Raw genomic sequence first — 23,430 nt, 5'->3', positions numbered from 1 at the left:
CCTGGCAAAAAAGCGTTAGAGTAGAATGTAAAGAAAAGGAGGAATCATTTTATGAAAGCACCTTTACTGACATTAAACGACGGCAATTTACGCCCCGCCGTGGGCATCGGTACCTATCAGATCCGCGGTGGCGAAGGGTTGAGCCAGCTGCAAGCAGCGATCGCTGACGGGTATCGATTGATCGATTCTTCAACCAATTATGACAATGAAGGCATTGTCGGCAAAGCGATCCGTCGCTCTGGTATCCCACGTTCAGAATTTTATATCACCTCAAAATTACCGGGAAAATACCATGACTATGATGATGCCTTAACCAGCATTCAAGAATCCCTTGCTCGCATGGGACTCGACTACTTCGATGCCTTTTTGATCCACTGGCCATTACCAAAACGCGGCAAATATGTCGAAGCTTGGCAAGCCTTAGTGACCGCCCAGAAATTAGGTTTGATCCGTTCCATCGGCGTTTCCAATTTTGAGCCAGAACATTTTGATGCCATCATTGAAGCAACTGGTGTGACCCCTGCGCTAAATCAAATTGAGATCCATCCTTACTGGGTCCAAGAACGAATGGTCGCAGAAAACAAAAAACGCGGCATCGTAACGGAAGCTTGGAGCCCATTAGGTCGTGGCAGCGATGCCCTGAAAGAACCACTGATCACTGAATTAGCTGAGAAATACCAAAAATCAGCTGGTCAAATCATCTTACGCTGGCATGTGGAACGTGGCATTTTGCCCCTGCCAAAATCAAGAAACCTCGCCCATCAACGAGAAAATCTTGCGATCTTCGACTTTGAACTGACTGAAGATGAAATCAATCAAATCAATCAGTTAAACAAAGCAGACGGCCGCATCGATGGTCAAGACCCAAATGAGTATGAAGAATTTGAATAAACAATTACAACTGAAAAAAACACCATAGCTATCTCTTGGTAGACAAAACCTCTCAAAAATCAGCAACCAGCTGCTTTTGAGAGGCTTTTTATGTAATCAAGGCTCCAGTGATTAGCTTTGCGTGGATCAAAGTCGTACGATAAAAATATTCTTTTTGGCAGAAATCCCCTTGCTAGCAGTGTGATTTTCTTAAAGACGACCAGCGTCAGCTAGGCGTTCATCACAGCTTTTGATCGAATAGCGGTTTCTCGAAAAATGGTTGTCTTTCACTGTTTCGACACTTAAAGACAACAACGTTTCCCCCGTTCTCCTTCAGATTGAAAGGACTTTCCACATGCCCATCAGTAAACGTTATCCCCAAAACTCGTGTTTCTTGCGAGGAGGTCTTTTTCGGTAAATGAAGATGGCGAAACTCAGAATGCCACAAAATAGACCGGCGCCTCCTAGTAGTTTCACGATAGTCGGCAGCCCTCTCAAGCCCATATCTGCCATTGAAGAAACTGTGCCATTTTCATTAATGCTTCCCCAAAATTGGTATATTTGTTGTTCTAAGTGATTTAATCGCCTATCAAGAGGTTTTCTTTCGTATTCAGGAATTGTGTCATAACGTGGTGTTTTTATGTCTGCCAATATAGCTAAACGTGCTTCTGCAAAAATGTTGGGGTGCTCTGCCAATAGTTTTTGGGCTTTTTTTATCAATTCTCTAGGTGTCCCATCAGCAACCTTTACGCGGAAAAGAGAATAACTAGAAGGATTTCTTTCCAATCGAATCCCATCTATTGCTGTAATTGTTTCATCAATCTTATTTTCAATCAGTTTTTTACTAAGGTAAGTCTCTGGAAACGTTTCAGCATTCAAAAAAGATGTTTCTTCATGCAATTGAAAGCTCAACACATTGTTTTGGTACCTTCTCAAAAACAATCCAGGAACAAAACCAACTCGCACCATTTCAGGTTTTAACTCAAAGGAGCGGTTGACAGGTTATTCCTCACTAGGCAATAAGTCTGATGTGGCTAAATCTATCTCTTGGATCTTTCCATCAGCGATAAATCCATAGGATTCTGAGATTGACTTCTGTATAATCCTTTCAAGCTCTTCATAAGAAGTTCCCTTCAAACGAATTGTTGCAAAATCATTTTTATCTGGACCGGATAGAAGTTCACCACCAAAATATGAAAGTTCATAAAGTAATTTGTCTAAAACCGTTTCATGGTTTGACCCGAATTCTCGATTAAAGCGCTCCCTATCCAGTTGAAAATGGAGCCGATTGTTAATGAAGGTCACTTCTTCCCCATAATAATCTTTCGTCGTTACATCAGCGATAGTCGGCAACGGCGGCTCGGGATTTTCCGATAACCAAAATGACTGCTCTATGGGATAATAAGTCCTTTTGTTACTGCTATCGACGGCGACCAATTCAAATTTACTTTCCTGTTGATCAGCAGAAAGAAAAAGCCTCGCCTCACCAAATGTTCGCTCCGTGAACTTTGGCTCTCCTATCGCTCTTTGATACAAATGCCGATCATATTCGCCGTTCACACTAACATAGACTTCTTCCAGCATTTGCCCCTCGCTTGGTGTCACTGCATAAATCAGTTCTAAAAAGGGAATCATTAATTCTGAATCGGGAAGTTCCGTGACGATTTCCAGCAATGGTTCAGTGAGTGGCTCTGTGGGTTCTGGGGTATTCCTTTCGCTGTTGAAGATGTCGGCTAAGACGCCTTGAGACTGGCCGGTTGGTCCTTCGGCTGCTGATACTTGCCAACTGGTCATATGATAGATGGCAAGAGCAAAGAAACACAGACTAAAGATTTTATAGATGGGAAAGATATTTTCAAAAAATTTCTCTTCGGTTGAATTTATTTGCGCAGCGACTTGCATTCACTTTGCTCCTTTCTTCTTTGGAGGTAACAGAATTCTATTAGAATTTAAGAATGGCCAACGAGAATCAGTTTTTACCTGATTGTCTATTCCTTTTCCATCTTTCTGCCCTTTGACAAGCAAAAAGTTCAAATATAAACACAATAAAGCCGATAGAACCAAATCCTATCACCAACGCCATGCTGACAGTCACGCCGTGCCAACCCATACTCGTTAACGACGAAACTGTGCCATTCGGGTTGATGATTGCCCAGATAGGATAGTTCCGTTCTTCAAAGGTGATCATAACACGCCATCGTCGTTTGTATTCGTCTGTGGTACCATAACCATAAATATTTTGCCTTCCTCTGATTATTACATACCCTTTTGAAAAGACTTCGGGATAATTCGTCAGTAGTTGCTGCCCTTTCTTCACTAAATTCCTTGGTGTATTTCCTCCTACAGCTATTTGCACATAAGGATAAGAAAGTCGATTTTCTTCTAAACGAATGCCATCAATCGCTGCAACAGCTTCGTCGATTTTTTCATTTATCAGTTTCTTACTGAGATAAGTTTCAGGAAACGACTCGGGATTTAAAAAAATGGTTTCTTCATGCAGCTTGAAACCTACCACGTTGTCCTGATACCTTCGGAAAAACAAGCCCGGTACCCAGCCGATTTTTAACATATGCCGTTTAAACTCAACCGAGCGATCGACGGGTGCTGCTGTTTTGGGTAACTGGTCCACCTCAGCTAAAGTCATCTCTTCAATTTCTCCATCGGTAACAATACCAGAAGTAAATGTTTCTAAATCATAAATAAATCTATTAAGCTCTCTATAAGGAGTTTGCTTTAACTGAATCGTTACTCTCTCATTCTTGTCTGGTCCAGCAATCAACTCCATGTCATAGTAAGAAAGTTCATCCAACAGCTGATCTAAACTCGTTTCGCCGTTTTGCTCGTTTATTCCTGTAAGTATCTCGTCATTATATTGGAGATGGAGACGATTATGTACAAAAGCTATCTTTCCTTCATAACGATCAAGTATTGATATGTCGGCAATAGTCGGCAACGGCGGTTCGGGATTTTCGGATAACCAAAATGACTGCTCTATGGGATAATAAGTCCTTTTGTTACTGCTATCGACAGCGACTAATTCAAATCGGCTCTCCTGTTCATCGGCAGAAAGAAAGAGACGAGCTTCACCGAATGTTCGCTCCATGACCTTCGTCTCCCCTATCGCTCTCTGATACAAATGCCGATCATATTCACCGTTCACATTGACATAGACTTCTTTCAGCATTTCCCCCTCACTTGGTGTCACTGCATAAATCAATTCAAAAAAGGGAATCATTAGTTCTGAATCGGGTAACTCTGTGACGATTTCCAGCAATGGTTCAGTGAGTGGCTCTGTGGGCTCTGGGGTATTCCTTTCGCTGTTGAGGATGTCGGCTAAGACGCCTTGGGACTGGTCGGTTGGTACTTCGGCTGCTGGTACTTGTATGCTCGTAATAAGATTGCTGGCAAGAGCAAGGAAAAGCAGGAAGAAAATTTTGTACCTGCGAAAGAGTTTTTTTGATTTTAATGATTGCTTGTTTTTGTTCATTCCATTCATTCCTTACGTACAAAATCGAACTGTTATCGTTAATAAAGTTGATGTATATGTTTCTAAACTTTCACAATACTCTTTTTTTCCTTCGGTAAACAATTATTCCAGACGTCAAAGTGACACAAAGCATCATAATACCTAACATCACTTTCATAGTTATGGATAACCCTATTAAGCCTATTTCAATCAAAGAGGATACAGTACCATATTTATTGATAGTCGCCCAATAACGATAGACTTCATGCTCAAACTCAGGCAATTGTCTTCCCTGAGTGTTAACTTCTGGTATCCCCACACTAGATGATGATTCTATATCTGTAACAATCATTAGATAGGATTTCTCAAAAACTTCCGAATGATCCTTTAGTAGTGTTTTGGCGTTTTTTATTAATCCTCTGGGTGAATGACTAGGTAGGCTCACACGAACAAAAGGATAATTTCCTTCTAAATGAACATTCCGAATATTCATACTCGAAAATAGCTTGGTTCCACTAAGATCATTTGCTTGGTTTCCATCTATACGAATGCCGTCAATCTCTGAAACGACTTCATCGATTTTTTTATTGATCATTGCCCTACTAAGATAAGTTTCAGGAAACGATTCTTGGTTTAAAAACGAGGTTTCCTCCTGTAATTTAAACCCTATCATATCGTGCTGATACCTTCGGAAAAACAAACCCGGTACCCAGCCAATTTTTACCATTTTCGGCTCTAATTCACCAGAGCGATTGATTGAAGAATCTTCACTTGGAATCAGTTCAGCTGTTGCCAAATCGATTTCTTCAATTTTTGCATCAGTTATTAAAAAATCAGAAAAAGAGGGTAAATCGTTAATAAGATGATAAAGAGATGAGTAAGAGTTTTGCTTCAAGCCAACTGTCACAGAGCCGTTTTTATCTGGTCCAGCAATCATTTCAATATCATAGTAAGAGAGTTCATCTAGCAATTGAAGAACCGCTGATTCATTCTTCTTCCTGTCCTCTTGATTGTAATGACTACTACTTAATTGAAGTTGAAGTCTGTTATTAATGAAAGTCACTTCTTCTCCGTGAAAATCTATTGTTGATACATCAGCCTTAGACGGTAACGGCGGCACAGGATTTTCTGCCATAAAAAATGATTGCTCAATGGGGTAGATGGCACTTAGATTGCTACTGTCGACGGCGACCAGTTCAAATTTACTTTTCTGTTCATCGGTAGAAAGAAAGAGACGAGCTTCACCGAATGTTCGCTCTGTGACTTCAGGTTCTCCCGCTTTTTTTTGATACAAATGTCGATCGAATACGCCATTTACCTTAACATAGACTTCTTCCAGCGTTTCCCCCTCACTTGGTGTCACTGCATAGATCAATTCCAAAAAGGGAACCATTAGTTCTGAATCGGGTAGCTCTGTGACGATTTCTAGCAATGGTTCAGTAAGTGGCTTTGTGGGTTCTGGATTAATTCTTTCGCTGTTGAGGATCGCGGCTAAGATGCCTTCCATCTGATTTGAATCAGTGTCTGAAACTTCGGCTGATTCTACAGATAAAATAAAAAAGTGACTGATAGTGAAACAAAAAAGTAAAACACAAAAAACTAGACATAAGTGATTTTCTCTAACTACGTCATTCTTACTTTTCGAGGTTATTCGTTTATCTGTTTGCATTCAATTCGCTCCTTTCATTTAAGGATTTGGAAATATATTAAAAATGTCCATCAAATGATTACTTTTCACTAGTAAAAAAACTAATTGATAACCATTTGATGAACAACAAATTCATATTCCTTAAAAAGAACTCTATGCTGCTAAACGTTCAGACTCCACATTGGTCGTCTGAAGATTTTGAGCAATAGTATCTGAAAGTTCGATTTGCAGCTTTTGGATATCTTCGTCAAATAGCTCGTAACGAATTTTTTCAAAGATTTCTGCTAATTGCTGGAAGTTAGAGATGTGGAAGAATTCCCCATCTGTTTCTGTGGCTATACTCTCGAGAAAGCGTTGATTTAAATTATTTCCTACTCCTATAGAATAGATTGTCACATTGTTTTCTTTAGCATGTTGAATCAATTCTACCTCTGGTGGTCCTGAAACATTATTGTGTCCATCTGTAAGAACAACCATTATTTTTTTGGCGTTTTTTCGTCCATACTGTTCAAATTCTTGGTTACCTTGTGCGATTGCTTGGTTTAAAGCAGTACTACCGCCAACTTGCCTAGGAAGCCGCTCAGCTGCAAGTAACGGATTTAGAAATGAGAAATGTCGTCGAACGCTTGAATTAAAGGTAAACAAGCTTACACGATCATCATTTGTAAAAGCCTCTTCATTCAAAAAGAGATCTCTCGTTTCGCCAATCATGCGAGAAAAATCTATTGCATTGATGCTTCCTGAATCGTCCAGTAAAAATACAGTATCAATCCCCGTATAAGAAGACTCATGTAATGTAACTGTTCCAACTTCTGTTCTATCACTACCCACTACATTGGAAATGTTATTAATTCTGGCTGCCGTATGCCATGGATAATGAACTGTCACTCGATAATTATCACCAATTCCTTGATTATAGAATCGAAATTCTCCCAATCGATTCGTCCATGTTTGTGCTATCAACTGATCGTCATGATATAGACGGACACGGGCGTTATATGCCATGGATTCATCTCGATTCAACTTGACTTTGCCATACATAAGAACAGTTTCTTCCTCTGTGTCTACGCCACGAGCTCGTTTCAAAGCAGCGTTTGCATCTAATTGATAATAGGTCAGCTTCGGAGCTTTATCCCTATGCTCCTCTATCGTCTTACCATACCATCTTGCAGACTGAGTAATAACTTCTTTAACTTGTTTACTTGTTAACCCTGGATTCTCCTCCCACACCAAAGCCGCTACACCAGCAACGTGCGGAGATGCCATTGAAGTCCCACTACCCATACTATAGGAGTTAGTGGAAGAACCCCATGTACTCTTTATGTCAGAACCTGGCGCAACGACATCAACAATAGTACCGAAATTTGAGTAATCAGCCATTTCTATTTTTCCTCTCTCTTTTGTCGTTGCACCAACCGTAATAATTCTCTTGCGTAATTCGTGATTTTCCCCAATATGAGAAAACGAACCGACATATTTTGAATCCATTGCGCTATTTCCAGCAGCATGTACAACAACAAAATCATAATTCTCATCAACTAATCGTTGAGTCATTCTTAAAACGCTATTAAAAATACCAATCTGAAAAAAAGGCCTCTGCTTATTTTTAGAACCAAGACTTGCATTAATAATGCGTGCTCCATTTGTAACATTCCATTCCAATCCTCTGTTATGAGCTGCCATACTTGATGTTAGATTTCCTTCTTTGGTTACACCATCAAATGAATTATAACTTAGAAGATTTTTCCTATCAGTGTTAACTACCCCGCTTATTCCCTTTTGGTTGTCATGAATAGCTCCAATTGTCCCCATTACATGAGTACCGTGATTAGATTCAGAATCAACTACCCCCAATTTAGCAGCTTTATCATTCTTAATATTTCTATTCCTTAACTGCAAATCTTCGTGATTCCCCTTTACTCCATCGTCAATAATCCCGATTTTTATAATTTCTCGCTCAAACGTGCCAAATAACGCCCATGCTTCTGGTAATTTAATCGCACGTAGCCCCCATTCACCGTTATTCCACCAAGGATCGTCAGGAAAATATTCCTTATTGCTCAGTGTTTCCACAGGGGTGACTTCGTTGATTGATGCATCATCTAATGTATCAAGATTGCCATCTTCAAAGACTTCTGGGAAATTTTCTATCACATCTTCAATCATTTCAATCAGCTCTTCTGCCGTACTTTCTTTCACTTGAACAGTAAGCTGACCGAGCCAATCAGGTTCGATAAATAAAGTGGCATCAATGGAAGCAAGTGCTTCTTCAATCAGCTCTGGCGTCACATTTTTTCTTTCCTCAACGGTAGCTCCTGTAAGCCATAACTGGAAGCGATTATTCACAAAGGTGCGTTCATCTTCCCAAAAGAACTCCGTACTAATTTCTTCTGGTTTTGGTGAATCTGGAACAGGATGTTCCACCACTTTCACAGGCTGATCAACTTTATAACTTCCTGTCACACCACTACTATCAAAAGCCACGACCTCAATATGATTTTCTCCTTGTATCGGTCGGAAAAAGACTCTCCCTGTACCTAACTCACCCTTAGGCGTAATACCATTCCCGCCTTTCAGATACAAATAACTATCAAAATTACCGTTGATCTTCACATAGACTTCTATAATCTCATTGCCTATTGTTGGGGTTGCTGTATACTCAATGTCAATGAATGGGACAGTGACTTCTCCTTCTGGAAACGCTGTATGAACAATGATCATGGGTTCTTCGATCTCCTTTGGAATGTCAGGTTCTTTATAGGAAAATTGAAATACTGGATAGCCCTTATCAATGACCCAAGTATCTTCAAAGTCCCACCCATCGAATGTCCCTGACTGTGAAAATTCTTGCGTATCTTTTCCTTGAGGTCTAGCACCACTCGTTTGCTCGCCGCCTGCATTACTTAAATTTTGTGCGATACCAGCTATTTGCTGATCAAAATAATTCGTCCCTGCATATTGTTGCCGTGTGCCAAGATGTTGACCGGCAAAAGCACCGGCACGCTCTTGATTTCTTTCATCCGTATGGATCGTATTCGCTGCATAGCTGTTTTCAATGATCGCTGAATCATAGAATGTACCAACAAAACCACCTAGTTCGGTCGTTCCAGTCACTGCTCCTCGTGCGTAAGAATTACTTACAGAGGCCGAGTTATACAATGCTCCGACAAAGCCACCTGTATAGCGCACAGCCTCGACAGAACCATACGCCGCAGACTGGTCAACCGTTGAACGATCGTAAATAACTCCAGCAAAGCCGCCATTGTAGGCCCCTTTGCCGACTACTTTCGCATGTGTCAGTGTTTGCCGCACTTCACTGCCTTCATAAATTGCCCCAAATGCCCCTCCGGCATAGGAGCCTCTTCCCTGTACGCTGCTTTCAGTATCGACAATGTTTTTCGTTACTAATGTGCCATTGCTGTGCGCCTGAGCAGAGTATCCATAAGTAACCCCAGCTATCCCTCCAGCATAGGAATACGCCTCTACCTTGGCACGATTGATTGCATTATCGAATAATGAAGAGTTACGAGCAGCACCGACAAGTCCTCCGGCGTAGTTGCTAACGCCATTTGTCAGGACATTGATATGTTCTACCTGATTGTTTTCCAGTCGTGTATTATCTCCAGAATAACCAATCAGCCCGCCGGCATACCCAAGCAAAGCCGTGGCTCTAACTGTATACCCGTTGCCAATCACCTGATTGTTTTCTAAAACGGCACCATTGTTTGTTACATGCGTCGTTCGCCCTGCAATGACACCAACAGCGGAAGATCCTAGGATATCCCCACCAAGTGCAACGGTCACATTTTTGATTGTCGCTCCATTGACTGAACCAAATAAACCTAAAAAACTACTACCTGTTCGATTTATCCGCAACCCACTGATCGTATGGCCATTACCATTGAACACACCCGTAAAGTTTGGGATCGGTAGCCATCCTTGATTCGCAGTATTTGTATTAGAACGATAGTCGGATAGATCAATGTCCTTAACTAGCTTAAAATTACCGTTTAGTTCCTTACGTATTAAGGTATCTAATTCTTCTGCTGAATGAATCTCTGTATATTCGATACCATCTTCACTATTTTGCTTTTGTTCTGTAGAAGTAACGGCTTCTACCACATTGTCAGCATAACGACCAAATGGAAATAGATTAAGTACAAGGACAACGATCAGTCCGACAAGCAGATACTTATGTAGTTTCCGACTCCTTCGCTTGTCTGTTTCTTCACAATAACTTTTATCACCTAACATTCTCTTTTCTTTTTTCATATTCTTCCTCTCCTTCTTATCGAAAAATCGATACCCACTACCTACTCCATAAGCTGCTCCTTTCTAATCAACGGTTTGTAGATTTTTTATTCATTATTTGTTGTCTTGCTGTAGCTCCCAAGCTAATTATACCGAGCGGGAAGTTAAACAACAATCGTTTTTGTAGTATTTTATTCATATTTTAGCTAGCACTTTATATAATTTTATTTTTAAAGACCATTATTAAGTAAAAATACATAATTCCAGTTTAAGCCTTCTTTGCTTGAATCGCTTTTTCATCCCTATGCTCCGGCCCTTTTATAACAAGTAAGCAAAAAAAGACATTCTCTCGCAAGGAGAAAATGTCTTGAATGGTTTCTTTGACCGTCTTATTTCGCTAAGGAACGACTAACTCTTGACTTACAGCTGATAATGGATCGCTTCTTGGTACTTTTCAAACAGGGACTGGTTCAATTCATCCCCGCCGTCTAGATTCGCTGAGTAAAAAATCGGCGGATAGTCGACACCGGCTTCTTTTAGTTTTTGGCAAACTTCAACGATGATCGCATTTAAGATCGTTGCGCCGACTACGGTGGATGTAGGTCCGACTTTTTGTTCTACGTCTGGAATCGTACACGCAGCATCGCCAATCTCCCCATGATTGTCGATGACGATATCCGCCGTTTCAAACAAACGCAAGCCTGATGTATGACGGCTGCTGACTGTTTTCGAATAGGTAAGGTTCGTTAATGCGATGATCTTGACCCCTTTTTCTTTGGCATGAAGCGCCATATCGATGATAACTGGGTTTCGCCCAGACACCGAATGCAAGATCAGCACATCGCCTGCTGTAAAGGGCTGTGTCGCCGCCAAGGCACTACCGTAGCCTTCTAAGCGCTCCATTTTACTAGTGAAGGTGATTGGGCTGCGATCAAGCATCAGTTCTCTTCCAAAGATCGCGTTGATCGTCATCATGCCGCCTGCTCGATAATACATCTCTTCGGCTAAGATCCCAGCGTGACTAGCGCCAAAAATGTAGATGGCTTTTTTGGTCAAGTTGGCTTGCGTCAGCAATTCAATGGCTTGCTCAATCGCTGGTGCTTCTTTTTCTTCTACAATAGACAATAGTTCTTTTGCTTTTTCAAAGTATTGAAACATTTAAAACCCTCCAAACAGCTTGCCGATCAATTCACCAAGGATGCCCCATAGAGATAAATCGTTCCCACCGAAAATCAAGATCCAGTTTTGAATCGTCGTTGAGAATAACGCTGCAGAGATCCCAACGAGTGCTACCATAACGACAGAAGCTGTGATCGTACCAATAATGGCCCCTCGCAAGCCCCCTTGTCCTTCACCGATCACCGCAGCACCGCCACATTCAAAGAAGCTGGTGATGACTAAAGGAACGATCAAAATGCCAAAGACGTTGGTGGTATTGGCAATCACCACTAAAATCGTTGAGGTGATCATCGCCACGATAAAGCCGATGATTACAGCATTTGGACGATAGTTGAACAAGATGGGCACATCAAAAGCTGGTTTTGCTCCAGGAACGACTTTTTCTGCGATCCCTTGAAAGGCGGGAATGATTTGGTTGATCAATAGACGTACCCCATACAACATGATCAATAGTCCTGCACCGAAGTTCAAGCCAGCATCAACCGCAAACATCACCAAGTTGCCCCCTTCAGGAACTAATACGGGCGCAATCAGACCGATAACGATATTCATCAAAAACATCACTAACGCGCCAGTAATCGATATTTCACGGAAAAACGATAGATTTTCTGGCACTTTCAAATCTTCCGTCGATTTTTCTTTGTTTCCGACCCGTTTTGCAACAAAGCCTGAAACCAATGACAAGATCCCCGTTGGATGACCGATCAAGAATGAATCATCGCCTGTGGCATCCCACACATATTTACGCATGATCCATGGCATGAATGACCAGTAACAAGCAGATAGAACCGCCCCTAAGATCAACAGTGGGATTCCGGTAAGTCCGCCTTCAACGCCCCCAGCGACGATGACGAATGGGAACCACCACAACATGTGACCGGTGAGGAAAATCGTCTTCACAGGTGTAAAGCGAGCAATCAATAGATGAATGATCAGGCCGAAAAACATCGCTAAACCAACTGTTCCGCCGTATTCTGCCGTAAAGGTGATGTCAGAGAGTCCATCTGACACAGCAACGCCTAATTGGGTTTGAACCGCAGCATTGATCGGTGCGATCGTTCCCACCAACATGTTTACCCCAGCCGTCAATGCCACCATCCCGAAGGAAGCTGTTAAGGTTCCTTTGACGACTTCTGCGAAGGGCTTTCTTTGTACCAATAACCCAATCATGGCAATGATCCCCAATAGGACTGGCGGATTTTTTAAAATATAATCCGTGACAAAATTCATGATTATCCCTCTCTTTCAGCTAAAAATTTTTCCATTTGCTGTTTGACTTCTTCTTTATCCATATACTTTTTGATTGGATAAACGGGTGCTTTCACGGATCCTTTTAACTCATTCAATAATTCATTACTCGTAAAATAAACATCTGCTGGTGTCGCTTTTGCCGTTGATAAATCAGTATTCTCGGCAGTTGCCGTCAACCCTAACTCTTTGATCACCTTATCGATCGTCATCTTCAATACCATTGAGCTTCCTACACCAAATCCACATACTGCTAAAATTTTCATATCCTTTTCCTCCTATTGGAATAATTGACAAATTTGTTCCCGATCGCCGTTTAATATCACGTTGTATTTTTCTTCATCCATAAAGATCGCCATGATCTCTTTCAAGCTTTCTAGATGGCTTTCACTATCTGCGGCGGCTAAGACAAGAAATATCCGCACCGGTTTGCCCTCAAGATCGATGGGCTGTTTCGTTACTAAAAGGCTCATACTTTGCTCCAAAACCCCTTCTCCAGGACGGGCATGCATCAGCGCAAAGTAATCCGCCAACACCATGTAAGGACCATTTTCTTCCACGCTTTGAATCATCGCTTCGATGTAAGCTGACGTGATCAGCGCTTCATCGAGCAAGGGCTGACTGGCTAATTTTACGGCTGAGCGCCAATCTGCCACTGTCTCATCCGTCTGTATATGCTTCTCAGGCAAAGAATCCTTCACTTTCATTCTGATTTAACCTCCAACATTTTTGATAGGAACCATTCTTTGTTTTCGATTCCTTGCATGATCAATTTCATCATTGGTTCCACCTTTTGCGTCTCATCCTCTCGGATCATCAATAAAATAATGATGTCAGCTTTTTGGTTGCCCCATTCTACTGGCTGATCCAAAAGCAGGATCGAGATCGCTGTTTTTTCGACATAATTCGGATTGCCATGAGGGATGGCAAAGCCATTATCTAAATAGGTTGATTGTAGCTGCTCTCTTTCAATGACGGATTGCCGAAACTGCGCTTTTCGTTTTTCATCACTAAAAGGGGTTTGTTCGATCAGAAAATTGATGGCTTCTGTTTTGCTGGCAAATCGCTCGAAAAAGACGGTTGGCTGGATCATCGATTGGGCTTGAAGAAGTAAACCATTTTGATCGACCACCGCCTCATTATCGATGACTAAATCGATGTAGTGATTCATGATCCGCTTCATGTCGCGATTGGTCACCATAGGCGAGATCCGCACCACAGGTTTTTGAATCCCGACAAGATCGATGGTTGAAATAATAAAATCGATCGCCGAGATGTCCATCTGCTTTAATTTTTCTACTGAAACGGTTTCGATACTGTCAATCTCTGGCAGAATGCGACGAATTTTCGCAGAGACAAACGAGCTAGTGCCGACGCCATTGGGACAGACAAAAATGATTTTGTTCATGCGACGCATTCGCTCGATTGCTGCTTGAAAATGGATCGTGACAAATCCGATCTCATCATCAGAGATCCCCACTTGATACGCTTTCAAGAAATCATGAAGCGAGAACCAGACCACGCCATACAAGGCAGGATAGTTTTGTTTAATTTCTTCTAACAAAGGGTTGATGACTGTGGTTTGCGCTTCGATCCGCAGCAGTAGTTGATACAGATGGATCGTCACATCTTCTTCCAAACGATTGTCTTGGGTCAAGTCGGTGCCTAAGCCTTCGCTGATCTTTTGAATCAAGTTACGCACTTTTCCCCGAAAGACAAAAGGAACTTTTTCACTTTTCATAAAAAATTTCAAGCCGCTACCGACAATCAGGTAGGTTAGATATTGCACTTCTTTTGGTGAAAATTGATAAATGTGTTGTTCTTCGATTTCTTTCAGTAGCTCATAGACTAACGGATATTTGTCGAACTCCAAAAACAACTTCCCCACTTGGCGGTTTTCTTCAATCACTAAGCTTTCCGCATGACTCGCCCGCTCGATCAGCAGCACGATGGAAAGGACGATACTTTGGATATAGCTGTCGAGCATTTCTACTTGTTTTTCCACTAATGCTCGACGAAAGGCCTGATTTACTTCCTGGTATTTCGCAGGTTCCACCAACAAGGAAAACGCCGCTGGTTGATCCAGCATCATTAAGCAAAAGCGTTTGAGCACTCGATGGATCTGGGATTCACTTCCTTCAAAAAATGTACCTGAATTATCAAATCTCAGACGTAAGCTTTCTTTTTGAAACAGCTCTTTTAAATAAGAAATATCTTTGGCAATACTGCTGCGGGAAACGAAATAATCCTCTGCTAACTGCTGATAGCTGAGGTGCTCGCCAGCAATCAACCGTTTAAAAATCAAAATCCTTCGTTCCGATGTCCCCGAATAATTCATTTTCATACGCTCACCCTCTACATCTATTTTATTGCTACTGTACCAAATTAGAAGGCTAATTGTTAGATTAAAGAATGATTAAAAGGAGTGTACACTTTGATTTTTAAGGCTCCTGAAGGCATTTTATAACAATTTCAAGGCGCTTTTTTTCACAATCTGCCGCCTTTCTCTTATAATTAAGCTAGGATTTATATAGGAGGAGATAACATGAAATGGCGTGGGGGTAGACAAAGCAGCAATGTCGATGATCGAACGGGGCGATCATCTGGCTCAGGTGGGATGTTGGCTGCTGGTGGCGGGATCGGTACGGTGATCATCGCTGTTTTATTTTTCCTGTTTAGCGGTGGTGATTTAAATTCGCTGCCGGATGTCTTGGGTGGCAGCGGACAAGCAGCCAATTACCAGACAGAAAATGTGGGCACCAGTGAGTACACGGAAGAAAAAGAGTTTTCCGCAGTCGTGTTCGGCTATTTAGAAGATTACTGGCAAGACGTTTTTCAAGAGCGGCAAGAAACCTATCAAGACCCAACACTCGTATTATTTACGGGAAGTGTCCAGTCGGCATGCGGCTATGCCACGTCACAGGTTGGTCCGTTTTATTGCCCAGCAGATGAGAATGTGTACCTTGATCTGAGTTTTGCCAATGAGCTTTCTGATAAATATGGCACAAGCGGCGACTTTGCAATGGCCTATGTCATCGCCCATGAAGTCGGTCATCATGTGCAAAATGAGCTGGGGATCACCCAACAATTGGACAAAATCCGCCAGCAAGTTTCAGAGAAGGAGTACAACCAGTACAGCGTTCGCTTGGAGTTGCAAGCTGACTACTTAGCTGGTACCTTTGCGAAATATTTGCAAGGCGAAACCTATCAAGGACAGCCGATTTTAGAAGCTGGCGATATTCAAGAAGCGATCACGGCTGCCAATGCCATCGGGGATGATACGCTGCAAAAAGAATACCAAGGCTATGTTGTTCCAGATAGTTTTACGCACGGCACATCGCAGCAGCGCGTGGACTGGTTTAACCGTGGCTATCATTATGGTGACTTAGCACATGGCGACACCTTCAATGTCGATAGCCTTGATTTGAGCAAGTAGCTTTAACTAAAAAATCACTCCGAAACAGCATGAACCGCCTGCTGCTTCGGAGTGATTTTAGGTTCTGGGTGTCCCTTCAAGCCTTTTGGTGAAGGGGCACTTTAGGCTTTCTTAACTTTCGCAATGATTTTTTCGCAAAAACGTGCCTGCTTCGTCATACTTTTTTCACATTTCGAGACTATTATATAAGCATACCAACAAACAACCCTAACACTTTTTCATTTTTACTCCTTTGCCTGTCAGTCCCCGCTGACAGGCTCTTTTTTTGTCTTTTGATTGTTGTGCTCAGACCTGCAAGTCTTTGCGCTCGTAACGGTAAAAGGTGCCAAAGAAACACAATACACCGATCAGCAGGACCCATAGGACTGATGTGGCGCCGTTATCCATGAGTTGGACGGGTAATGCCATCCGCACAGGCGAAAGTCCTGCCAGCCATTCCAATTTATCGTAGAGTTCCCCCACGATGCCGAGCAAATACAGACCGAACACGCAGCCTAAGCCGACACTTGCGGTTTGTTTGCTGGAACGCAAGATCGTGGATAAAAAGAAACCTAGACAGAGGAAGAAGACTAAGACACCATACTCGGCAACGAAGATTTTGCTGATTTCTTCTATAAAAGAGGACAGGTCGTCTCCTGGTAGTTTGAATAGAGCAAACGAGGCCAGACTACTGCCATAGGCAATCAGCCAAAAGCCAGTCAGCAGCAACAATCGGGCGAGGAACTTCCACCCAACGATTTCTCTGCGGCTAATAGGCTGAGCATATAAATACTCGATCGTTCCTTCTGATTCTTCAGTGATCAGACTGTTCAAGCCTAAAAGCATCCCATAAATACACGCGGCGATAAATAAGTATTGAAAGTAGTACCCGAAAAAGCCTGTCGGTGAAACCAAGCTTGAGGGTCCTGTCAGTTGGATGTTAAAGATGCCTAGTAATTCTGGGCTGAAAGAGCCCAACATCTGGTCTAAGGACGTTTTCATTTCTGGCGTGATCATTTGAGGATAGATAGCCGTAAATCCAAAAATGATTGCTGCAAAAAGGATCGTCCAGACCAGCCAGCCTTTGAAGGTATTTTTAAGGTCGATTTTCATTAAAGTCATTTTTGAGAACCTCCTTCATAGAGCAGCATAAATTGCTGTTCAAGGGTTGGGTGTTCGATCGTGAACTCTTTAATGGCAGGATTGGTTAAAAAATGTGCCAGCTGATTCATGTCCCCTTGATAGAAAAAACGCAAGGTGTGTGATTCCTGAGCAAGAACTTGCACGTTTTCCAAGCCGGCTAATGAGAGGCTCCCCTCATTCGTGAGCGTTACAACTTTGCCGAAATTTTCTTCCTCACTCAGTTCTTTCACGGTGATGATCTGTCCTTCACGAATAAAGGCGGTCCGATGGGCATAGGTCTGAATTTCATGCAAATCATGGCTAGATAGAAAAATCGTCATCCCCTGTTTGTTTCTTCTAAGGAGCTCTTCAAACAGCCGTTTTTGAATCAAGGGATCTAAGCCATTGGTCGGTTCATCTAAAATCAACATTCTCGGTTGTGCAATCAAGGCGCTCGCAAGCCCGACTTTTTTCTTGTTGCCCAAAGAAAGTTCTGCGATCGATTTGTTTGGATCAATTTGAAAAAGCTCCATCAAATTCTGAATCTCTTTTTTTGGCTGCTTGACTTGATGAAAATCTGCCGTAAATGCCAGCAATTCTGCTGTCGTCATTTTTGAATAAAACCGTACATCACTGGAAACATATCCAGTAAACGTCTTGATTTCTTTGGCTGCTTGTTGGCAATCTCGTCCAAAAATCGCCGCATGCCCTGCATCCGGTTTAATAAAATTCAACAATACTTTGATGGTCGTTGATTTTCCCGCACCATTTGGTCCGATAAAGCCAAAAATCTCTCCTTCTGCCACTTGCAATGATACATTCTCGATGGCGTACTTCTTGTTGTATTGTTTGCTTAATCCGTTGATCGTAATGGCATCCATCCTGTCCCCTCCTTGTACTGCTTTGATGCCATCAGTGTAGCCTTATTTCGTGTTTCCGTCAATCAAAGATCTAAAAGGGTTCCGCTGGAATGTTTTACGAAAATCATCAACAGATTGACACACTTCTATTGCTTTCTCTTCCGATATTTTTCACATTTTCCCGCTATTATCAATACATACCAACAAACAACCCTAACACTTTTTCATTTTTACTCCTATCCCGCCAGTCCCCGCTGGCGGGCTCCTTTTTTTATCGGCAAAAAAACGCAGACCTAGCAGCAACTGGCTTTAGCAAATGTAGCACTCGCTAAAGTCAATTGACTGACTGTCCTGCGTTTTTTGTCTCGATCATTTATGGGACCGGATGAATCAGAGTTGATTCATCCGTCCCACTTTCATTATTGACAATGAGTCCGTTTTTTTAAGTTTTCATGTGTTGATTTGTTAACGAAACGGATTGTAGAAGCGTCCGCCATTAAGGACCATCAAGAACAATCCAAGCGCCACGATCAAGCAAACGACAGCAATCGCCAAGAGATCTTTGCCTTGGATCGGCTTAGCTTTCAGCCAGGTACGCTGCTTATGCTTGCCAAACCTTCTTAGCTCCATGGCAGCAGAAATATGGTCGATCCGTTCCAAGCTGGAAAAAATCAAAGGAATCGCGATCGCGACATTGCCTGCCACTCGTTTGCGCAAAGGTGCTTTTTTAGAAAGCTCCACGCCCCGTGCTTGCTGCGCTTTGGCAATGGTTCGAAAATCCTCTTGAATATCAGGGATGTAACGCAAAGCCAGTGCGACTGCATAGGCGATCTTGTAGGAAATCCCGATGCGGTTGATACTGGACGCCAACTCGCTTGGATTAGTGGTAAACAGGAAAATCAACCCTGGCGGAATCGTGACAAAATATTTGATCAACAGATTCAACTCATAAAACACTTGCTCTTGGGTCAATGTATACCGACCGATCCCTTCGAAAATCACGTGGCGCGTCCCGTAGATCTCCACCCCGTATTCTGGAGCGAAAAGATAGACCGCCACCAAATTCAAAATCGAAAAGAAGATGATAAATTTTAATACAAAAGCGATATCTCGGTAGCGAATTCCAGCACTGGCAAATAGAAAGACCGAAAACAATGCCAGTCCAATAAGAAAACGCGTATCATAAGAGATCATCCCGATAACGGATAGCAGCAAAAAACAAATCAGTTTTGCGGCACCGCTTAATTGGTGGATCCACGTTTTGCGGTCAAGATAGCCGATTAGATTACTCTCCATCGTGTCCCTCCTTCTCGCTGGCAATGAAGGCGGCAGTAAAAGCGGCGGGATCTGTCAACTGGTTAAGGGTCGCCAGTATATACAAGCTAGTTTCTTTAAGGTTCGCGGCACTCACCACTTGTTTGTCTGCTAAAACAACTTCTGGCGGTGCGTCCAGCAAAATCGTTCCTTGCGTCAAAACGATCGTCCGCTGTGTATACTCCAACATCAGGTGCATATCGTGGGTGATCATAACAATCGTTAATCCCCGCAGGTTCAACTCCTGTAAAAATTGCATCATTTCGGTGTAATGGCGATAGTCTTGTCCCGCTGTCGGCTCATCCAATAAAATGAGTTCAGGATCTAAGACGAGGATCGCTGCAATGGCGGCTCGGCGTTTTTGCCCATGACTTAGTGCCGACAATGGCCATGAGCGAAACGGATAAAGACCACAAATTTTCAAGGTCTGATGAACTTTTTCTGTGATTTCAGCCTCTGGGACATTTCGGTTGCGCAAGCCTAAGGCAACTTCGTCAAACAGGAAGTTTTTTGACAGCATTTGATTGCTGTTTTGCAAAACATACCCGATTTTTTGCGCTCGTTCTTTGATGGAATCATTGCCCATGTCTGTTCCTTGCCAAAGCAACTTGCCAGAAGTCGGTGTCAAAAAGCCGGTAATCAAATGGGACAAGGTCGATTTTCCTGCGCCATTATGCCCAACCAAACTAATCATTTCTCCTTGATGGATGGTAAAATCCAGTGCCTGCAAGATTGGTTTGCCCACTTGGTAAGAAAACGATAAATTCTTCGCTTCCAACAACGGCGGCTGTTGGCTAGGAAGTGCCGATTTCGGATATTCCTTTTGAAACCTAGTCAGTTTTTCGGCAATCTCAGGTGATGCAAATGCTTCTATCGCGACAAAATCAGCAGCATCGGTCACAGGAACCCCCGCTTTTTTTAAGGCGGCTAAATACAGTGGTTCACGAATGCCGACTTGCTGCAGCATGTCCGTTTTTAATAGTTCATTCGGTGTACTGTCGGCAATGATGCGGCCTTCTTCCATCACGATGATGCGATCGACAGCGGCGGCTAACACTTCTTCTAAGCGATGTTCGATGATGATGGTGGTAAAACGCTTCTCTTGATACAGCTGGTCGATCATTTTGATGGCTTCCACACCTGTTTGCGGATCTAAGTTGGCTAGGGGCTCATCAAATAGTAGAATCGGTGTTTCATCGATCAAAACACCTGCCATTGAAACACGCTGCTTTTGGCCACCCGATAATTCCTGCGGTTTTTTTGCCAAATGATCCATTAAGTCGGTCTTTTCTGCCCAAACGCGCAGCGCCTCCTGCATCACAGCTTGACTACGCTGATCGTTTTCCAAGGAAAACACGATATCTTCTGCTACGGTTAAGCCTACAAATTGGCTATCGGTGTCTTGCAGCACCGTGCCGACGGTCAAAGACAGCTCGTAGATGGAAGCTTGCCCAAAGGCATTGGTACCGATCGTCAATGCTCCGGTACTACTACCTTCGTCATTTTGCGGGATCAAACCGTTCAAACATTTTCCTAATGTACTTTTGCCAGAACCGCTAGCACCGACGATCAGGACTTTTTCTCCTTCATAGATCGTTAGATCGATGTTTTTCAAGGTCGGTTCCGCTTGTGCATCATATTGGAAAGAAAAATTCGTAAATTGAATGATTTTTTGTTTCATTTTTTAGCCTTCACACATTTCTTTGTTTAGGATTCCTTGCTCAAGCTGCCTTTTTTGGTTTTGGTTTGGGCATAGGCTTTTAGCAGGATCACTCCGATTATCCCAGTTACGACTGCGTTGGTCAATCCCGCAATGACTCCTTGCGCAAAGACTTTGTTCGCTGGTTCGCCATAGATCAAAATATCACCGATTGGGGCAATGATCACCCAGACGACCAAATTTGCGATCGATTCACCAATCAAGAAGGTCCGAATTTCTTTAGCGCCAAAGGTTCCTTGCTGGATTGGAATCCAACGAGTCAAAAGTCCGAAGAACACCCCTAAGATCCCAGAGGCGGCGATCCAAGACCACCACGGACCATAAGTCGTCAAATCTCCTAGGGCATGGCCGATAAAGCCCGCTAAACCAGCCACGATTGGACCGTAGACAACGCCTAATAATGCCAAGAAAGGATAGGCTGTGGCGATATCTGTATTTGGAAAACCAGTCGGAATCGTGACAAAACGTTTTAAGACGAAAAAGACGGCAGCACCGATTCCGATAGCAACAATGTGTTTTACTGTAAATTTTGATTGATTCATTTTTCATTTCTCCTTTTTTTGAGGGTAATTTTCCAATTCGTGCCAGTCCCGATTTTATAGGTTTCAGCAAATGAAGCCAAGTTGAGCCCTAAACCAATATTCAATAGGGAATTGACATATAAGACAGGTTCATTTTCCGACACTTGCGCAAAAGAGCGTCCGAAACGCACTTCTTCTTGATAACGCAGCGTATCTTGGTAATAAATACTGACGAGCAGCGGCTCATTGTACTGTACCTGCCATTGCTTAAAGAACGTATGGGGAATATTCGTCCACAACGAACCAAAACGAATATCAAGAATATCGATCGTGCCAGTGATCGTTTCTGCTGTTTGGCTTGGCTTTTCAATGACAAAGACTTGGATCGCTTCTTTAGGTTCGGGTGTTCCTAGCTCATCAAAGCTGATGGCGCCACTGGCGAGACGCGCGGCGTTATACATATAAACATCCCGACCATGAAATGTATGGCTTTCGGCTGATCCTACCAACCGCTCAGTTGCCTCATTGATCACCCGTAGTTCAGTGATTCCGATATAAGTCGCTAAATAGGTCAGTGTGCCATTATCTGGTGTCAAAACCAACTGTCCGGTCGCCAACTTGGCAACCACACTTCGTCGATCAGACCCTACGCCAGGATCGACCACTGAAACAAAGACCGTTCCTGCCGGCCAATAGGTGACGCTTTGCAGCAGACGATAGCTGGCATCATGAATGTTGTATGGCTCGATCTCATGAGTCAAATCAGCAATGACCAGCTCTGGTGCCACTTGATAAGCTACCCCGTACATCGCATTAACCGCTCCATCTTGCAAACCAAAATCGGTTTGAACCACTAATTTGTGCATTTTTCTCTCCTCCCAACAACCTTTCTCCTTTTTAACAAAACCTGCGCTTGAAACAGCTGACCGTGCAGACAAAAAAAAAGCCCTTAGCCAAAGCTAAGGGCATCACCTGCGGTACCACCTTAATCTGCAAAACCTTCACAGGCTTCACCTCATTCAGTACCCGAAAACACTCGGAGACTGTCGCTTGTTAACGGGGCAACCGTATTTTCCTAATTAGTCAGAAAATCCGCTCCAAAGTCATTTTCAAATCATTCGTTGTCGTTCCTTCCCACCTACCGGAACTCTCTGCTAGACAACTTCCTTGATTCTACTTTCTTTTTCATCGCGTTTGCATTTTGTTTCATTTAAATTATCAAAGCTTGTGCCTTTTGTCAATTCTCTTTTAAGAAAAAATTCAAACAGAAGGCATAATTTGTCAAAAGATTCACGCAATTCCTAAATTTCGCTCGAAAATTCTTCATATTTTCTCGGTATGATACTTGTATACCAACAAACAACCCTAACACTTTTTCATTTTTACTCCTTCCCGCCAGTCCCCGCTGGCGGGCTCCTTTTTGTCTTCTGACTGTTTTACATGGTTTCACTTTTTCTTGGCGATTTCTTCTCAGAATTCTGTTTGATTCGTCAACTTTTTTCACATTTTCACGCTATTATAAATGCATACCAACAAACAACCCTAACACTTTTTCATTTTTACTCCTATCCCGTCAGTCCCCGCTGGCGGGCTCCTTTTTGTCTTCTGATTGTTTTATCTAGTTTCACTTTTTCTTGGCGATTTCTTCTCAGAATTCTGTTTGATTCGTCAATTTTTTTTCACATTTACACGCTATTATAAATGCATACCAACAAACAACCCTAACACTTTTTCATTTTTACTCCTATCCCGCCAGTTCCCGCTGGCGGGCTCCTTTTTGTGAGATTGGACTTGCATTTCTTCCTAGAAAGGATTA

At 42.6% G+C, this 23,430-nt stretch carries 18 protein-coding genes and 1 other annotated feature; of the genes, 2 read left to right on the top strand and 16 right to left on the bottom strand.

The window, feature by feature from the left end; all coding sequences use genetic code 11:
• The first annotated feature begins 51 nt into the window (after positions 1-51).
• Positions 52-891 carry an aldo/keto reductase gene (locus IGI88_RS12480; RefSeq protein WP_429960594.1) on the top strand — a complete coding sequence of 280 codons (840 nt, stop codon included), beginning with the start codon at positions 52-54 and terminating at the stop codon, positions 889-891.
• Between the two features lie 351 nt (positions 892-1,242).
• Here IGI88_RS12480 and IGI88_RS12475 read toward each other — a convergent pair whose 3' ends face one another.
• From IGI88_RS12475 to IGI88_RS12430, 10 genes are all read right to left on the bottom strand, one after another.
• Positions 1,243-1,770: a hypothetical protein gene (locus tag IGI88_RS12475; protein ID WP_429960593.1), complete on the bottom strand. Its 528-nt coding sequence runs from the start codon at positions 1,768-1,770 to the stop codon at positions 1,243-1,245.
• Between the two features lie 102 nt (positions 1,771-1,872).
• Positions 1,873-2,772, bottom strand: coding sequence for a hypothetical protein (locus tag IGI88_RS12470; protein ID WP_429960592.1), 900 nt, complete (start codon positions 2,770-2,772; stop codon positions 1,873-1,875).
• A 67-nt stretch (positions 2,773-2,839) separates the two neighbouring features.
• The gene (locus IGI88_RS12465; RefSeq protein ID WP_420315311.1) at positions 2,840-4,357 is read right to left on the bottom strand and encodes a hypothetical protein; all 1,518 of its coding nucleotides are present in this window, start codon (positions 4,355-4,357) and stop codon (positions 2,840-2,842) included.
• 70 nt (positions 4,358-4,427) lie between these two features.
• On the bottom strand, positions 4,428-6,005 hold the full coding sequence (locus tag IGI88_RS12460; protein WP_196044205.1) for a hypothetical protein: 1,578 nt from the start codon (positions 6,003-6,005) through the stop codon (positions 4,428-4,430).
• Positions 6,006-6,137: 132 nt separating this feature from the next.
• Positions 6,138-10,256: a S8 family serine peptidase gene (locus IGI88_RS12455; RefSeq protein WP_429960590.1), complete on the bottom strand. Its 4,119-nt coding sequence runs from the start codon at positions 10,254-10,256 to the stop codon at positions 6,138-6,140.
• Between the two features lie 399 nt (positions 10,257-10,655).
• Entirely contained in the window at positions 10,656-11,393 is a 738-nt protein-coding gene (locus tag IGI88_RS12450; protein WP_005234557.1) for an SIS domain-containing protein, read from the bottom strand.
• Positions 11,394-12,644 carry a PTS ascorbate transporter subunit IIC gene (locus IGI88_RS12445; protein ID WP_005234555.1) on the bottom strand — a complete coding sequence of 417 codons (1,251 nt, stop codon included), beginning with the start codon at positions 12,642-12,644 and terminating at the stop codon, positions 11,394-11,396.
• A gap of 2 nt (positions 12,645-12,646) precedes the next feature.
• Entirely contained in the window at positions 12,647-12,928 is a 282-nt protein-coding gene (locus IGI88_RS12440) for a PTS sugar transporter subunit IIB (protein ID WP_016613655.1), read from the bottom strand.
• A gap of 12 nt (positions 12,929-12,940) precedes the next feature.
• Positions 12,941-13,369, bottom strand: coding sequence for a PTS sugar transporter subunit IIA (locus tag IGI88_RS12435; protein WP_061054433.1), 429 nt, complete (start codon positions 13,367-13,369; stop codon positions 12,941-12,943).
• Complete coding sequence (locus IGI88_RS12430; protein WP_429960589.1) at positions 13,366-15,006, bottom strand: BglG family transcription antiterminator; 1,641 nt, start codon at positions 15,004-15,006, stop codon at positions 13,366-13,368. Before IGI88_RS12430 ends, IGI88_RS12435 begins: the two co-directional genes overlap by 4 nt.
• A gap of 201 nt (positions 15,007-15,207) precedes the next feature.
• Between IGI88_RS12430 and ypfJ the strand changes: the two genes are divergently transcribed.
• Positions 15,208-16,098, top strand: coding sequence for a KPN_02809 family neutral zinc metallopeptidase (gene ypfJ / locus IGI88_RS12425; RefSeq protein WP_429960588.1), 891 nt, complete (start codon positions 15,208-15,210; stop codon positions 16,096-16,098).
• Between the two features lie 285 nt (positions 16,099-16,383).
• Here ypfJ and IGI88_RS12420 read toward each other — a convergent pair whose 3' ends face one another.
• From IGI88_RS12420 to IGI88_RS12395, 6 genes are all read right to left on the bottom strand, one after another.
• Entirely contained in the window at positions 16,384-17,199 is an 816-nt protein-coding gene (locus IGI88_RS12420; RefSeq protein WP_061054435.1) for an ABC transporter permease subunit, read from the bottom strand.
• Positions 17,196-18,080 carry an ABC transporter ATP-binding protein gene (locus IGI88_RS12415; RefSeq protein WP_016621435.1) on the bottom strand — a complete coding sequence of 295 codons (885 nt, stop codon included), beginning with the start codon at positions 18,078-18,080 and terminating at the stop codon, positions 17,196-17,198. The genes IGI88_RS12420 and IGI88_RS12415 overlap by 4 nt, the downstream gene beginning before the upstream one ends.
• Before the next feature lie 444 nt (positions 18,081-18,524).
• Positions 18,525-19,355: an energy-coupling factor transporter transmembrane component T family protein gene (locus tag IGI88_RS12410; protein WP_005234547.1), complete on the bottom strand. Its 831-nt coding sequence runs from the start codon at positions 19,353-19,355 to the stop codon at positions 18,525-18,527.
• Positions 19,345-21,054 carry an ABC transporter ATP-binding protein gene (locus IGI88_RS12405; RefSeq protein WP_429960587.1) on the bottom strand — a complete coding sequence of 570 codons (1,710 nt, stop codon included), beginning with the start codon at positions 21,052-21,054 and terminating at the stop codon, positions 19,345-19,347. Before IGI88_RS12405 ends, IGI88_RS12410 begins: the two co-directional genes overlap by 11 nt.
• 26 nt (positions 21,055-21,080) lie before the next feature.
• Positions 21,081-21,635 (bottom strand): ECF-type riboflavin transporter substrate-binding protein, encoded by a 555-nt coding sequence (locus IGI88_RS12400; RefSeq protein ID WP_005234545.1) that lies wholly within the window; start codon positions 21,633-21,635, stop codon positions 21,081-21,083.
• The gene (locus tag IGI88_RS12395; protein ID WP_429960586.1) at positions 21,632-22,480 is read right to left on the bottom strand and encodes an SAM hydrolase/SAM-dependent halogenase family protein; all 849 of its coding nucleotides are present in this window, start codon (positions 22,478-22,480) and stop codon (positions 21,632-21,634) included. The genes IGI88_RS12400 and IGI88_RS12395 overlap by 4 nt, the downstream gene beginning before the upstream one ends.
• Positions 22,481-22,572: 92 nt before the next feature.
• Positions 22,573-22,812, bottom strand: a binding site (T-box leader).
• Between the last annotated feature and the right edge of the window lie 618 nt (positions 22,813-23,430).

This window comes from Enterococcus sp. AZ179, assembly GCF_050498885.1.
In the GTDB taxonomy this organism is placed as follows: domain Bacteria; phylum Bacillota; class Bacilli; order Lactobacillales; family Enterococcaceae; genus Enterococcus_D; species Enterococcus_D entomosocium.
The sequence above is the reverse complement of the archived record's forward strand: the minus strand, read 5'-3'. Positions and strand labels throughout refer to the sequence as shown.